The following is a 15,617-nucleotide window of genomic DNA, read 5'->3' as shown; positions in this document are numbered from 1 at the left end:
GCAACAGCACTTTATTTTTAACGGAATAGATCTTTTATTGTTTTATTGCGCATTTGATACTCTGTATTCATCGGGAGATCGATTTCTGGAATATCTCCATCGTCATAGTTATCTTCTAAAGGAACATTACCATATTCATTGGTGTAAATAGATTTCGATGATTTCGTAGGAACAGCTTTGTGATTTCTTGGATCAGACATAAAATTATCTCCTTTCTATTCATTTTTAGTATTACATTTCTGTCATGAAATATGATAGTTTTTATATGGTAACTCAATCATAAAATATAGAAGTTAAAAGAATGCTTGATAATTTCATTTTTAAAAAATTTAAATGAAAAAATAATGTGAAATAGTATGTATTGTTTGAAATGTGAAATAAATTGTTTATGAATCACCAAAATGTTGACATTGTTTTTTGATGTCAAATAAAGTATGATAATCTAAAAAGGGGAAGGGCTATATTTTATAGTCCTAGTACAAAAGTAACAGGTAGATTTGAAGTAAGTATTTAGAAAGAAGAAAGTTATGTTTAAGATAAAAGTTAAAAATTTTGATATACAAAAGATATGCAATTCCGGTCAATGTTTTCGAATGAGTGAGATAGAACCGGGTACGTATGCAGTTATTGCATTTGATTCATATTTAGAAATCAGTCAAATAAATGATGAAATAGTATTTTCTTGCACGGAAAAAGAATTTAATGACTTATGGAAAGAATATTTTGGTTTAAATGATGATTATGATTCCATTGAAAGTTTAATAAAAGATGATATGTATATGAAAGAAGCGATGGAGTATGGATACGGAATACGTATTTTAAAACAAGACTTGTGGGAAATGCTAGTTTCCTTTATCATATCACAACAGAACAATATTCCAAGAATTAAAAAGAGTATTAACATGTTATGTGAAAGATATGGAGAAAAAAAGTTTAATTATAAGAATCAGGAGTTTTATACATTTCCAACACCAGAAGCATTAAAGAATGTGTCAGAGGATGAGTTAAGAGAATGTAATTTAGGCTATCGAAGTAAATACATTCTAAAAACTGCAACTGCAATTGCAGATGATGAGACGTATCTAAATGGATTAGTGCAGCTAGATTATGAAGCCGCGAAAAAAGAGTTGATGAAATTGTATGGAGTGGGAATTAAAGTAGCTGAATGCATTTGTTTATATGCTTTACATCATATGGATGCATTTCCAGTGGATACACATATTCAGAACGTTTTAGCAAAATATTATCCAAAGGGATTTCCATTTGAAAAGTATAAAGGATATGCAGGGCCTTTGCAGCAGTATGCATTTTATTATGATTTATTTAATGAGTAACAGGGTGTGTTAGCCTCCCGTGAGGGAGGTGGTGCCGATGCAATATGTTACTTATAGTGTATTATTTACTTTTGTAATTTTGATCATTGCGCTGCTTACCTATTTAAACAATAGGGATAATAAGCAAAAAAATAACTGCCCCTGACTTAGCCGGTCTTGCGGGCAGTTTATATGCAAATAGGAGGCTAATCACTTTGAGAGTGATTACTCCTTTTATATATTTAGCTAACTATATAATGAAACACGATATAATGAAATTGTAAAGTTAAGATAGAATAATATTCTCTTTAATTAGGATTCTCTTTATCGTATAGCAAATATCATTCGGATTATTCAACATCAAGGAATATAAACATTTCCAATAAAATCGTTGAGGAATTCGAATTTATTAACTTTAATATATTCAGAAAGATCGTTGAATTTAATTGTTACATTACCCACGGCATCATAGGCTACAATGGTTATCTCTGATATACCTTGTGGTATAGTTATTACATTACTTTCACCATTTTTCAGTTCATAAACAGTACCATCAGGTAAAATTAATAATGTTTTTAAGCTAGTATCTGCTGCAGTAGTAGTATAATCAATATCAATAGAACTTTCTTCAGAAGCAGTAATTGATAACCAATAACATATACCTTCTAATTTTTGAAAGCTTTTAGAAAAACCATCATTAACTAAGCTGTCATTCTCATTCCAAACAGATTTCCCAAAATATCTATTAATTATCATATCATTGGTAAAATCAGATAAACTTTCAATTGGACCATCTGGCGTTATAAATTTTTCTCCATTAAAATAATATCCATTGGCATTTCCTTGCGATTTTATTCCGTCAAGCAATTTAGACAGCTCTTTATTTGAAGGGTCAGAAGTAAAAAACTTTTCGTACATATTTGGAGTTTCATCAGAATTGGTATTTTCATCCATCCTAGGAGTTTCATCAGAATTAGCATTTTCATCTATCCTTGAAGATTCATCTACATTAGAATTTTCATCTTCTAGTAAAAGCGTATTTAAGTTATCATTACTTGATTTTCTATAAGATTCTTGACTTGGTGCAGTGGTAAATGTGATTATAATTATAGTACTTAATATAACAAAGATACTTACAAATGTAGCTGTCATCATTTTAGGTTTCTTAAGAATTCGTGTTATTCTTTCTTTCATTCCAGACCGGTTTTCTAACATTCCAGTTGCAACATTAAATATATGGCCAAAATGATTTTGAGTTGTAACTAACTCCAAAATAGTCCTTCCATACGCTATACGTTCTGTTTCACCTAAGATATTAAGAGCGGCAACATCACATGATAGTTCGCAATCTCTTTTGGATAATATTGCAGCAAGCCATACAAACGGGTTAAACCAGTAAATAACTAATAAAGTACAACGAATGAATGACCATAGATAATCGAGATGTTTATAATGACATAGCTCATGAGTCAATGCATGTTTTCGTATTACTTCGTTTTCTTCACATGCAGGAGTTACATAGATACCGAACTTACCATGAACCATTAAGAGTAGAGGGGTATCAATTTTGCTAGAAACATAGACAGGTAACTTACATTCCACATCATTGAGCAATCTTCGGTCTTTTTTTATGGTCCTTTGAAAGCGAATGTTAACATAAGTAAACCATAAAGCGCTAAGGATCATACCAATATACCAAATTACTGTTGCTATATTTTTCAAATGTATTATATTTAATTTAGTATTTGCTAATAACGAGGTATTTTGCTTTAGTGATTCTTCATCACTTATAGATGTGCTATCTGTATTTGTGGAATTTGTATTCAAATTAGGATCAATCTCAGTATTTTGACTTGGGAGTATATTAGATAAGTGCTCAAATGAATTCATAATGCTTATAGGACTTTCTACGCTAGGAATATCTGCTTCAATAAAAAGACCTAATGGAAATAATCGAATTACTACAAGCAACCATAAAGCATATTGAAAGTGTAAATTAATTTTTCCTTTCCATAAAACTCTTATACCACATATAACAAGGATTAAAACAGTAGAGCTAATTAGTATTTCCAGCATCGTTTTTCGCCTCAGCTTCCTTTAAAATATCGTATAACTCTTCTAGTTCTTTTTTGCTTACAGATTGGCTTTTAACCATAGTGTTAACCAATAAACTGATGCTTCCGTTATATACCTTATCTAAAAATCCCTTTGTTTCTTCTATGGTAACTTCAGACTCTTTAACATTAGGATAGAATAGCTTGGCCTTTCCTCCGTCCTCATATTTAATAGCGCCTTTTTTTTCTAATCTACCAAGCATAGTTATAACCGTGTGTTTACTCCAATTCGTTTCATCTTTAAGTAAGGCTACGAGTTTGGTAATAGTAGAAGGCGTATTTTCCCATAACTGTTTCATTAGTTTCCATTCTCCATCCGATAAGAAAATATTATTCATGAGTTGACCTCCTTGTATTTGTTTTACATATATTACCACTTAGGTATACAAGTGTCAACCTAAATTTACAAAAATTGAAAAATAGTCAAGGGTATAGTTTTAGACATTAGTTTTACAATACAGACGCTTTTTAGTAAAGGGAGTATAATTGATGAAAGACAATCATTTTATGTTATTAAAAAATGAAGGTTAAAAATAAAGAATAATAAAAGTTTAAGTGAGAAAATAAGCGATTTGTGAGAAAGAATGAATATTGAGAAAAAATGAATATGAGAGAAAATGAATATTGAGAGAAAATGAATGTTGAAAAAAATGAATATTGAGAAGAAATTAATAGTAGATGTGAGAATTAATATAGTTTCCTTTAAATGTTCATGAAGATAAGTTGTCGTTTGAACTCTTAAACATAGTATTTAATATCTTAATTTCTATAATTATTATAGCATAAATTCACTGGATTTACAAGACTTGTAAATCGGCGAGTGCGGAAGTATAATGAGCTACTACATTTCAAAGGAGTGGTTCTATGGAAGATAATATTTTTGAATTATTACAACTAAAAAAGCATCAAAACGAGTTGGCTACATTGATTCTTAGTAATGAAAAAACAGAGAAATATGGTTTAAGTCTAACAGAAGAAGATGCAAAAGAGCTTATTGTATGTAGAGATGAAAGTCTTAAAAAGTATCAAAGAGTAGAATTAGGAACTAGTATTCTTGATAAGTTAATATATACATTTTGTGATTCATCTTATATCACTCAAGATAATTATATTGAGTCGTTAGAGCGATTACAAGAAATATTTTATGAATACAAAAATGAATCGGAAGATAATTTAACCGATGAGGAATTATTATCCTATATGAGGGAACAGTTTGATGGTGTATGTACGGGAGATACTGAATATCTTGAAGGAACTTGTTTGGAAATATTCTCAAAGGCAATACGAGCTGGATATGAGGGATATAAAGAAACTGGTGGGTATGGAGAATATGGTCAATTTGATGAAGTGCCAAGATGGGATAAGGAAGTGTACCTTGATGTATTAAGTGAATTATTTTGGTAAAACGTTTAGAAGAAGGGAGACACTATGCAATACGAAATTGAAGATTTATTACCTTTAGTTGAAAAGCTTGCAGTGAAATATACTTCGGGTGATAGTAGTTCGGTGTCTTATGAAACTGCACGAATGCTGATGGAAGCAGTAATTTATTGTATTGATGAAAGTGTTAATCAAGAGAAGTTTGATCAGGAGACCAATGTCGTATTGGATTTGGAGAATAAACGAAATGCAGCAGATGCCTATAAAAAAGGATACGAAATTGTACTTAATAAGGTGCTGAGAGCAAAGAAAATATATGAGAGGCTGATTGAAAATTTCGATGATTATGGCTGTAGACATTATAAAGATACGATAATTAAAGGAATGCCGGAGTTTTTTATTTGGTATGATGCAAAATTTAAACCTCAAGACCACTTGCTTACATTAGATTATCCTACAATGTTAGGTAATTCAAATAAAAGTGGGGTAGACTTGATACTTGAATATCTAACTGAGATTGAAGCAGAGAAGAAGCTTCTAGATTTTTTTGACAGACAGCATGTGATAAAGTTACTTGAACGTGTTCAGATAGATTACCAATTATTATATTTAGATAACATATGTTATCTTGTTCTGTTAAATGTAGTTGGCTGTGTAATAGCAGATCAACCAGTCCATAAATTAGAATTAAATACAAGTGATTGCAAAGAAATTGAATTTTATTTTAAAGATGATGATATGGAACAAGCTCAAATTAAGGTTAAGAGTATTCTTACTATGGTTTGTCGTAAGCTAAACCTTGAAGTTTCTCAGTTTTTCTTAGAAAGTGTTAGTAATGAGTTTGCAGCGAGAATCTGGTATGGAATACAAAATAAAGCTTTAGAGGGAGTATTTCATATCAATTCACCTTCAGTTATATAATTGATAATCAGAATATACGGAGCTATTTAGTAGAGTATGCAATCTAGTGTTTCAATGAAATTTAAATCATATGAAACACTAGATTTTTTTTAAAATGATATGAAATAAAAGCATAAAAGCTTTGTCCTATTATTTAAAAATCGCTCCGCTTAGGATGCCCACTCGCTTGAAATGAATTCCATTACTTAGATTAAACTGCTGCAAACTTGTGAGAGATTCACCGATTCAAATTTACAAGTTTGACAATTTTATACAATGAATATACAATGATAATGTTAAATATTAACAATCAAGCTAGGGATTTTACAACTAGTTAAAAAATAAAGCGAGGTGATATTAATACGTTACATAGTACTAATAATTGAACTTGTCTGTATCATGATTTTATCAATTTTCATACCTGAAATCGCTTGGATGTTTGCTATAACAGTTTTTATTGCATTTGTTGTTATTCTGATTGTTTTTTATATTAAAGGCAGAGTACAAAGTAACATGTTAAACATTAAGTGTGATCCAGAAAAGTATCTAGAATTAATTGATAAGCAAGAAAAACGATATCAAAAAAACAAAAGTGGTATGAATTATTTAGCTATAAACCGCTCTGTTGGGCACCTGTTACTAGGAGATATTTTTACAGCAAAAGAGTATTTAATGGAGGTAGATACTTCATGTTTATCGGAGAGAAATATGTCCTACTTGATATATACAATCGATCTTATTCTATGTCATTATATGCTTGGAGAAATTGAACAAGCTGAAAGGTTGTATGAAACTAATATGGTACGCTTATCACCTTTGGGCAAAAGGTATAGAATCATAGTTGATCTTTTAATTGGAGAAAGATATTATTTTTTAGGCAAATACAGCTTAAGTTATGAATACTTAAGTAAAATACCAAAATACGATTTAAACAAAAGACAATACTTAAGTGTGCTTTATACATTAGCAAAAATAGATGTTATGAATGGTGATATTGAGCAGGCAGTAATAAAATTACAAAAGGTTGTAAAACATGGTAATAAGCTGTATATAGTAAATGAATCTCAGGAAATGTTAGAAAACTTAATAACAGAATAAAGTCAATAGCAGAATATTAATATCACTCTTACATTGTAAGAATTCATAGTAGGTTTAATTAGTTTTAAGATAAATATTATTATAATAGATTAATATAAAAGCAAGCGTTTGGTTTCTGATTGAAATAGATACCAAACGCTTATTTTAATTTACAAATTTTAGTAGACATTTAACTGTATCACCAGTATAATACAATTAAAGTGTATTATACTGGTGATACAGTTAGGAAAAAGAGTAATTTGATTAGGGAGGTTATACAAATTTGATTGTCGATTTTTCGAGTCTAAAATTGAATGATTTGACACCGATATATACACAGATCATTCGATTTGTAAAAATGGGTATTGTATCAAAACAAGTAAGTACAGGGGATGTATTACCATCAAGAAGGTTACTCTCATCGATGCTAAATGTGAATCCAAATACAATCCAAAAAGCGTATCGAGAAATGGAAGAAGAAGGACTAATTATCTCTTACCCAGGATCAAAAAGTTTATTGACGTTTGATGATAAAAAAGCGAAATCTATAAAAGAGGAGTTAATAAACTTAGAAACGACACATTATATTGAAGCCGTAAAGGGGATGGGAATAGAGCTTTTAGAAGCGATAAAGCTTTTAGAAGGATTATGGTAGTTATGAGGAATGAATAAAGGAGAAGATTGCATGACATATCGAAGGTACGTATCAATTCTACATTTACAATGGAAGTATACATGGAAAGCATTTGCTGGAATCATTTTATTATTATGCGCAGGCGAAGGATATTTTTTTTATCAACGGCTGATTCATACAGATTATCAAATAGAAGCTAATGAAAGTATAAATAATTGGGATGCTACATTAAAACCATGGGCTCCAAGATTTGAAGAGTTTTTGGCACAAAGTCATTTTAAGGCTTTGTTTTTGACTGCAATACTACTTACATTGATTCTTTTAATTAGTATACCAATAAGACAAAATATGTCGACTAAAACTGACTATATGTATTTACGTCTACCAATTCCTAGAATCGTAAGACCTATAACATCAGGAGTACATACCTTAAGTCATCTTGTCATTTTGTTAGGAGTACAATTCGGTATGATTCTCATTGGATATCAAATGTACCTTGAATTTGTTCCAAAAGAAGCTCAAATGACCCAAGCATTATTCTTGGCTTTTTTTCGGTGGGACTTTTTAAGAACAGTGTTTCCAATTTCTAATGTAATGCGATTCATATACAATCTATTTGTTTTAATAAGCATAGTAATCAGTGTTGTTTATGTACAAATATGCATTGAAACGAAACATAAAAATATTATCCCAATTGTTGTGAATGGTTATATTTATACAAAATTTTATGAGCTTTTATATCTGTCTACAATGATTAAATATTTAATTGTTTTAACAATATCAATACTTGTGATGATTTATTACGCCAAGGATTATTTAGAAGAAGAGAATGAGCGGAGGTGAATATGGTGAAGTCATCAATAAAACGTTGGTGGTTACCAATTACTATAAAGCCCTCTAAAATTTTTTCAATAAGTTTTAAGATTATTGTAAGTGTGACCTTGCTTGAGTTTATTGTTTTTGGTTTTCAATTAAGTGAAATGATACAAAGCTTATATAAGCTAGATCAAAAAACTGGGGAGAAAATATTAACTAACACAATGGCAACACCCTATCAGGATATTATATTATCTCATTTTTATCTCTATTTAATAGGTATTATGATAATTGGTTTAACGCTACTACCTTTAGGATTTTTCTATCAACATTACTTTGGTAGTAAAAGTATTTATACGATGCTTAGAATTAAGGAAAAGAAGATACGCATAAGTTTTTACCTTGAAAATGTTGCAGTTTCAGCTATTGGTATGTTCGTTATATATCTTTGGTAACTTTTACTTTTTATAGCTGGCTATCCAATGTATGAAACATTGGTTCCTAAAAATAATCAACCGTTGCAAGGATTTAAACTAATGTGGAATGACGATTTGATACAGAAAATCTATCCAATCAATGATCTATTATGTGTTATCCTGCCGATTTGTATCTTAATCTTATTGCCTACAATGGCTTTACTAGCAGGTTTTGCGGAACGAAGTAAAAGAAGTGGTGTCCTTGGAGGATTAGGGGCTATCTTTGGAGTATTTGCTATTTACTCATTTTTTGCAAATGTTCCTGGATATATGTTGATATTACCATTAGCTACTATTGTTGTTGTGCTTCTTGGTATTTTCTATGTTAATAAGATTCAAATTGTGTGACTAGTTTTAGTAAAGTAAATAAAACGTTAAATTATATTAGTTTTAAGGTAAAGATTGATAAACTAGTCATTTTATGAATTAATAAAAAAGGGGGAACGTATGTAGAACCTTGCATACCAAAAAATAATGTTAGAATTAAAGGAACTCTATAAAGTTTATTATACAAAAGTAGCATTAAATCGGGTATCATTAACATTTCAGCCGGGTGAAATTGTTGGGTTATTAGGAGAGAATGGTGCTGGAAAATCTACGTTAATGAAGTCAGTATTTAATTTTACTTCGCTAAACTATGGGCAGGTGCTTTTAGATGGCGAAAAAATAACACCGAAGAATATAGAACGTTTATCATTTGCAACTTGTGAACATTCTTTTTTTGGAGGTCTTACGGCAAAGGAACATAAGGAATTTTATCAGATGCAATTTCCAAGATTTCGTGAGAAACGATTTAATTCATTGATGGAATTCTTTCAATTACCAACGAAAGAGAAAATTCGTACTTTCTCAACGGGCCAAAAGAATCAATTTGAAGTGTGTCTTGCGCTATCGCAAGGAGCAGATTATATCTTTATGGATGAGCCGTTTGCTGGGAATGATATATTTAATCGAGAAGATTTTTATAAAGTTTTGTTGGGTATTTTAGAACCGGAAGAATGTTTGGTATTATCTACACATTTACTTGAAGAAATTAAACATTTTATTGGAAGAGCAATCCTTTTAAAAAAAGGAGATTGTATTGGAGATGTATTAATTAGTGATTTAGAAGAAGAGGGAATTGATTTAATTGATTATGTAAAACAACAGTATAGTTATCAGGCGAGTCGTGTTGCGGATACACTGTTTAAGAACTTAGAGTGAAGGGAGGAGTGAGATGAAACGCAAATTTTCTATTGGGTTAATTCTTAGTATTTGCTTTATCATCCTTATAATTATAGGTGGAATGTATGTTCATGAACAAGGAGATGACGTAAAGTTTGAAGAAATCACTTACTTGGGGGATATCAGTGCTTGTAATGGAGTTTCAATCGATATTACTAGTAAAGACCAGTATTTCAAAAATGAAATTCGAATAAGTTTTAATGAGGGATTAAACTATCAGGCGAAATATGAAAGCTTGTTCCATGAGGTTGACGTTAGTAACCCGTTTTTTTTTTTTAGGTTAAATTTCTCGTTATATAGAATTCAGGAAGAACATTCTAGATTTGAGAATAAAGAGGAGACATTTCATTATCCTGTATCTGATTATTATGATTATTTCCCAATTAGCTTTGAGCTGTGGAATTCAGAGCACTACTTAACAACTGAAAGTGAAATAAATAAATTACTACAAGTATCTGTACCGGAAGATGCAGAAGTAGTATATGAAAATGATAAAAATACTAGCTCAACTAATAATAAAAATATTCCTAGTATTGCAAATGATCTTCCTAAAGTAAAGATAGGAGATTATTATTATTTTACGATACCAAATTTAGAACTTGCAGATACAAAATACCGTGGTATTTCAGGAATTCTGGCATTTGATGTGAAACAAGATAGCTTATATGATAATAAGATTGATAAAACAATCAAGGTCCTTTATCCAATTGAGATTAGTAGTGATAAAAAAGTGCAAGTTTTAAATATTGCTAAAGTTACAAATGCTAATTATATCGCATTGGCTGTTTTAGAAGATAATAACCTATATCTATATTTGTATGATTTAGAGAAGCAGGAGTTAATTACGAAGAAAAAAGTTGGTGAAACACCTGAAAATGCAACTATTAAGAGCTTTGAATTTATTGAGCAAGGCGATATTTTACTTGCCAATTACTTATATAATATGAACCGTTTGAAGGAAGAAAGTACATTATTTGGCGTTGTTGCAGTATATGAATTTACAAAAGAAAATGAGATTAAAGTGCATATGGAAAGTGAATATTTAAGGAAACTTCCTAAGGAACTAAAAGACAGGTTCATATATTATAACAACGAATTCTTCTATCATGAGAATAAGGTGTTTTTATTATCTAGGAACTATGATTATGAAATAAATAATGGATTTAAATTAATTGCTTTCAATGATAAAGAAATTTTGTATGCAGGAATGATAAACGGCTCAATGAATGAAGAGTATACCATTGGTCAGCAAAATACGAAACATCAACATGTTCTCACAGATTACTCTAATCGAACTATGACGAGGATTGGGTTTGTAAAATAAGTAGCAGTTAAATTAATATGATTTATTTTATGGATAAGCATTTATAATATAAAAAGTAATCAAAAAATATTCTATTTGTAATTGACAGATAAAAAAAAGAAGAGTATATTTTTTTGTAATTGGTACTACCAATTTTATATTGGTAAAACGAAATAACAAAAGAGAATATTTTATCATAAGGAATTTAGGTTAAAAAAAGGTAAGACTTAATTCATGATGGAATAGAAGTGGAGGCATTCATGAAGTATATTCGACAATTTGGTATTATTCTGGCAGTTACGTTTATTGGTGAGATTTTAAAATATCTAATCCCACTACCGATACCTGCAAGTATTTATGGACTCGTTATAATGCTAGCACTTCTTATGACAAAGAGCATAAAGGTAAGTGCAGTAAAAGAGGCGAGTAGTTTTCTTATAGAGATTATGTCTCTTATGTTTATCCCTGCTGGGGTTGGGCTCATTGTATCTTGGAATGCAATAAAGGATATATGGGTTCAGCTTGTTATAATTATTATCATAACAACGATTGCAGTAATGGCTGTAACTGGTAGGATTACGCAAAGAGTCATTTATTATGATATAAGAAAAAACGAAAGAAAAAATAATACTTACATAAAGGAGTCTGAGAATAAATGAATGAGTTTTTTGGAAATTCCCTCTTTTTTGGTGTCGGAATTAGTTTATTAGGTTATGAAATTGGAATGTTATTAAAGAAGAAGTTAAAATTAGCAATATTTAACCCTCTTTTAATATCCATACTCTTTGTAATGTTGGTATTATCGGTTTTAAAAATTGACTATAGTTCTTACAATGAAGGTGCAAAATACCTTAGCTATTTGTTAACACCAGCTACGGTCTGTCTTGCAATACCTCTTTATGAGCAAATGGAACTTTTAAAACATAACATAAAAGCGATTCTTATTGGAATAGCATCTGGAGTTTTAACAAGCCTTGTAAGTGTATTGCTTTTATGTACCTTATTTAATTTTACCCATGAGCAATACGTGACGTTACTACCAAAGTCGATTACAACAGCGATAGGAATGGGTGTTTCAGAAGAACTTGGTGGAATCGTAACCATAACAGTTGCAGTTATCATCATAACTGGTGTGTTTGGAAACATGATGGCTGAGGCAATTTGTAAAATATTTCGCATCACACATCCAATCGCGAAAGGTCTTTCCATTGGTACTTCATCACATGCAGTAGGAACTGCCAAAGCATTAGAGATGGGTGAAATTGAAGGAGCTATGAGTAGTTTATCCATTGCTGTAGCTGGTTTATTAACCGTAATTGGAGCCTCTTTGTTTATGAATTTCATTTAATAAATGATTCGGGATATTAACCCACAATCATGAAATTAGCATAGCAAGTATGAATTGAAAGGTTATTATCGATGAAAGATGAAAAAACATATAGCAATGTGATACAATATATCAAAGACTTAGTGGAATCTGGTAAGTTAAAAGAAGGGGACAAGCTTCCAACGGAACGTGAAATGTCTCTTGATTTAAACTTAAGTAGAAATTCCATCCGTGAAGCATTACGAACCATGGAAACCCTTGGAATCATAGAGAGTAAACAAGGTTCTGGAAATTATCTTGTTGGCAATGTTGGTAAGACATTTAAGGAAACATTAATCATGATGTTACTGATGAGTAAAATCAATTACCAAGATATTAATCAAGTGCGTCGTGCAATTGAGTTGCAAGCATTTCAGATCGCATTAAATAATATTAATGATGAGCAATTGCAAACGATGAATGATAGATTAGTATCTCTTGAACATGCCAAGGATGATGAAATGATTAAAAGAGATAGAGAATTTCATCATGAACTAGTTGCAATTACCAAGAACTCGGTTATGATTGCTATTATGGAAGCGATGGCAGATGTTTTTGAAGATGGTATTTCACATAACTTGCAAGGAATGAGTGAAAAAGAACGACAAAAAGAAATGCTTTATCATAAAGAAATTGCAGAAAGCTTACAAAAGCAAGATCTGAAAGCAGGATTACGTGCTTTAACAAAACATTATGATTTAATCGACAAAAATTTAAATAAGTTATATGATAACAAGTAAAGTTATTATATAGTTGTAAAATAGAAAGGGAATTATTATGAAATTAGTTATAATAGAACCAATTGGAGTTCAAAAGGAAACATTATTAGAAATGGCAGAGAAGGCCCTAGGAAATCAGGTGGAAATCGTTGCTTATGATACAAAAACAACAGATACGCAAGAATTAATTAATCGAGGTAAAGATGCAGATATTATAGTAGTTTCTAATTTACCATTGAATAGAGAAGTAATTCTTGGATGTGAAAATTTAAAACTATTATCGGTTGCATTTACAGGTATTGATCATATAGCAATGGATGCCTGCAGAGAAAAAGGTGTAATGGTATGTAATTGTGCAGGATATTCCACAGTTGCTGTAGCGGATTTAGTATTTGGTATGTTAATTTCTCTTTACCGTAATATCATTCCTTGCGATAAGGTATGCAGAGAAGAAGGCACCAAAGATGGATTAATCGGTTTTGAATTAGAAGGTAAAAAATTTGGTATTGTAGGTTTTGGAGCGATCGGTTCTCGTGTTGCTAAAATAGCGATGGCATTTGGTTGCGAAGTTTATGCATATAGTAGAACAAAGAAAGAAATTCCAGGTGTTACATTTACTGATTTAGATACTTTATTAGAGAACTGTGACATTGTATCGTTACATACACCTTTAAACGAAAGTACAAAAGGTCTCATTAACAAAGATAGAATTGCTAAAATGAAATCAAATGCAATTTTAATTAACACAGCAAGAGGTCCAGTGGTAGATTCTAACGCCTTAGCGGATGCGTTAAAAGAAGGGAAAATTGCTGGAGCAGGTATCGATGTATTTGAAATTGAACCACCAATTAAGTCAGATCATCCATTATTTCACGCACCAAATACAATAGTAACTCCTCACATTGCATTTGCATCAAAAGAAGCGTTGGTAAAAAGAGCAGTAATTGTTTTTGAAAATGTTAGGAAATGGTTGGAAAATGAACCACAAAATGTAATGTAAACAAGTAAAAGGCTAGCCGATTGGCTAGTCTTTTTTTATTTTCTTTATATTTTTAAAGAGTTTTCAATACCAAAGTATAGTTATTATAAAAATACATACTATATTTGGGTAACTGTGGAACAAGAAAAAGGTGATGTCTAATGAATACGTTCGAATTGAAAACAAAAGTTGTATTTGGCCAGGAAGCTTTAAAATTTTTAGAGACGCTGGCGAATAAGAAAATTTTTATCGTAACTGATCCATTTATGGTAAAGTCTGGGATGATTGATTCGATCACAAAATATTTAACGAAAGGATCCTATCAGGTTTTTAGTGATATCGTTCCAGACCCGCCAATGGAATTAGTGGTAAAAGGAGTTGGCGAAGTTGTAGCATATAAGCCAGATGCAGTAGTAGCACTTGGTGGAGGTTCTGCAATTGATGCAGCAAAGGCGATAATGCATTTTTCTAGAGAAATTGGAAATTTAAATGATATGCATTTTATTGCAATTCCAACTACCAGTGGAACTGGTTCTGAGGTAACTTCCTTTGCGGTAATCACTGATACAGAAAAAGGAATAAAATACCCACTTGTATCGGATGCATTGATACCAGATATTGCAATCCTAGAACCAAATCTAGTGAAATCTGTACCACCGCCAATCGTTGCGGATACTGGTATGGATGTCTTAACCCATGCGCTTGAAGCGTATGTTTCTACAAAAGCAACAGATTTCTCAGATGCATTTGCTGAAAAAGCAATTGCACTTGTATTCCAGTATCTTTTACGATCCTTTGAAAGTAGTGAAGATATGGAAGCAAAAGAAAAGATGCATAATGCGTCTTTAATTGCAGGAATCTCGTTTAATCTTGCCTCACTTGGAATTAATCATGCCATTGCCCACAACATTGGAGGAAAACTTCATATTCCTCATGGTAGAACGAATGCAATATTACTTCCTCATGTCATTGAATTTAACAGTAATATTACTGGATTTACTCCAAAAGATTATACCAAGACCGCTGAGAAATATGCAAAGATTGCTAAGTTGATCGGGGTTTCTGGCACAACGGTACGGCTTAGTGTAAAAAATCTTATTAATGAGATTACAAAATTAATGAGTCGTATGAACATGCCAACGAAATTAACGCAATGTAAGGTATCTAGCGACGATATTCAAAAGGAAAAGAAAGCAATTGCAGAAGGTGCACTAAAAGATGCTTGTATTTTAACGAATCCAAGACAAGCTACAACATCAGATATTTTAGAACTCATTCATAAAATTTCGTAATGCATTAGAAACGGCGGTGAAGAG

Annotated in this window: 18 protein-coding genes; 15 read left to right on the top strand and 3 right to left on the bottom strand. The window is 31.1% G+C overall.

The genetic code is table 11. The features are described 5' to 3' along the window. Nucleotides 1–17: 17 nt before the first annotated feature. Nucleotides 18–200, bottom strand: coding sequence for a hypothetical protein (locus BN4220_RS18620; protein ID WP_066720185.1), 183 nt, complete (start codon nt 198–200; stop codon nt 18–20). A 327-nt stretch (nt 201–527) separates the two neighbouring features. Between BN4220_RS18620 and BN4220_RS18615 the strand changes: the two genes are divergently transcribed. Continuing rightward, the gene (locus BN4220_RS18615) at nt 528–1,334 is read left to right on the top strand and encodes a DNA-3-methyladenine glycosylase family protein (protein ID WP_066720183.1); all 807 of its coding nucleotides are present in this window, start codon (nt 528–530) and stop codon (nt 1,332–1,334) included. Nucleotides 1,335–1,673: 339 nt separating this feature from the next. Here the strand turns inward: BN4220_RS18615 and BN4220_RS18610 are convergent, their stop codons facing one another. Further along, on the bottom strand, nt 1,674–3,389 hold the full coding sequence (locus tag BN4220_RS18610) for a M56 family metallopeptidase (RefSeq protein WP_066720181.1): 1,716 nt from the start codon (nt 3,387–3,389) through the stop codon (nt 1,674–1,676). Further along, on the bottom strand, nt 3,370–3,765 hold the full coding sequence (locus tag BN4220_RS18605) for a BlaI/MecI/CopY family transcriptional regulator (RefSeq protein WP_066720178.1): 396 nt from the start codon (nt 3,763–3,765) through the stop codon (nt 3,370–3,372). Before BN4220_RS18605 ends, BN4220_RS18610 begins: the two co-directional genes overlap by 20 nt. A gap of 526 nt (nt 3,766–4,291) precedes the next feature. Here BN4220_RS18605 and BN4220_RS18600 point away from each other — a divergent pair. The 14 genes from BN4220_RS18600 (at nt 4,292) to BN4220_RS18535 (ending at nt 15,593) form a co-directional block, all read left to right on the top strand. Next, entirely contained in the window at nt 4,292–4,831 is a 540-nt protein-coding gene (locus BN4220_RS18600) for a DUF6323 family protein (RefSeq protein ID WP_066720176.1), read from the top strand. Nucleotides 4,832–4,855: 24 nt separating this feature from the next. Then, complete coding sequence (locus BN4220_RS18595) at nt 4,856–5,728, top strand: DUF6179 domain-containing protein (RefSeq protein WP_066720172.1); 873 nt, start codon at nt 4,856–4,858, stop codon at nt 5,726–5,728. A gap of 492 nt (nt 5,729–6,220) precedes the next feature. After that, on the top strand, nt 6,221–6,805 hold the full coding sequence (locus BN4220_RS18590; RefSeq protein WP_066720169.1) for a tetratricopeptide repeat protein: 585 nt from the start codon (nt 6,221–6,223) through the stop codon (nt 6,803–6,805). Between the two features lie 262 nt (nt 6,806–7,067). Then, nucleotides 7,068–7,439 (top strand): GntR family transcriptional regulator, encoded by a 372-nt coding sequence (locus BN4220_RS18585; protein WP_066720166.1) that lies wholly within the window; start codon nt 7,068–7,070, stop codon nt 7,437–7,439. 30 nt (nt 7,440–7,469) lie between these two features. Continuing rightward, the gene (locus BN4220_RS18580; protein ID WP_066720163.1) at nt 7,470–8,261 is read left to right on the top strand and encodes a hypothetical protein; all 792 of its coding nucleotides are present in this window, start codon (nt 7,470–7,472) and stop codon (nt 8,259–8,261) included. A 2-nt stretch (nt 8,262–8,263) separates the two neighbouring features. Further along, nucleotides 8,264–8,689: a hypothetical protein gene (locus BN4220_RS18575; RefSeq protein ID WP_066720160.1), complete on the top strand. Its 426-nt coding sequence runs from the start codon at nt 8,264–8,266 to the stop codon at nt 8,687–8,689. 27 nt (nt 8,690–8,716) lie between these two features. Then, on the top strand, nt 8,717–9,058 hold the full coding sequence (locus BN4220_RS18570) for a hypothetical protein (protein ID WP_066720157.1): 342 nt from the start codon (nt 8,717–8,719) through the stop codon (nt 9,056–9,058). Nucleotides 9,059–9,184: 126 nt separating this feature from the next. Further along, nucleotides 9,185–9,913, top strand: coding sequence for an ATP-binding cassette domain-containing protein (locus tag BN4220_RS18565; RefSeq protein ID WP_066720154.1), 729 nt, complete (start codon nt 9,185–9,187; stop codon nt 9,911–9,913). Between the two features lie 13 nt (nt 9,914–9,926). Then, a complete protein-coding gene (locus tag BN4220_RS18560) occupies nt 9,927–11,258 on the top strand; it encodes a hypothetical protein (protein ID WP_066720151.1) in 1,332 nt (443 codons plus the stop codon). A 239-nt stretch (nt 11,259–11,497) separates the two neighbouring features. Further along, nucleotides 11,498–11,896: a CidA/LrgA family protein gene (locus BN4220_RS18555; protein WP_066720142.1), complete on the top strand. Its 399-nt coding sequence runs from the start codon at nt 11,498–11,500 to the stop codon at nt 11,894–11,896. Beyond that, on the top strand, nt 11,893–12,585 hold the full coding sequence (locus BN4220_RS18550; protein ID WP_066720140.1) for an LrgB family protein: 693 nt from the start codon (nt 11,893–11,895) through the stop codon (nt 12,583–12,585). Before BN4220_RS18555 ends, BN4220_RS18550 begins: the two co-directional genes overlap by 4 nt. A gap of 71 nt (nt 12,586–12,656) precedes the next feature. Further along, nucleotides 12,657–13,343 carry a FadR/GntR family transcriptional regulator gene (locus BN4220_RS18545; RefSeq protein ID WP_066720138.1) on the top strand — a complete coding sequence of 229 codons (687 nt, stop codon included), beginning with the start codon at nt 12,657–12,659 and terminating at the stop codon, nt 13,341–13,343. 37 nt (nt 13,344–13,380) lie between these two features. After that, the gene (locus tag BN4220_RS18540; RefSeq protein ID WP_066720136.1) at nt 13,381–14,322 is read left to right on the top strand and encodes a 2-hydroxyacid dehydrogenase; all 942 of its coding nucleotides are present in this window, start codon (nt 13,381–13,383) and stop codon (nt 14,320–14,322) included. Between the two features lie 140 nt (nt 14,323–14,462). Beyond that, nucleotides 14,463–15,593, top strand: coding sequence for a 1-propanol dehydrogenase PduQ (locus BN4220_RS18535; protein WP_066720131.1), 1,131 nt, complete (start codon nt 14,463–14,465; stop codon nt 15,591–15,593). The last annotated feature ends 24 nt before the right edge of the window (nt 15,594–15,617 follow it).

The sequence above is a fragment of the Clostridium sp. Marseille-P299 genome (assembly GCF_900078195.1).
Classification (GTDB): domain Bacteria; phylum Bacillota; class Clostridia; order Lachnospirales; family Lachnospiraceae; genus Lachnoclostridium.
This window is presented reverse-complemented; position numbering and strand designations above follow the sequence as displayed.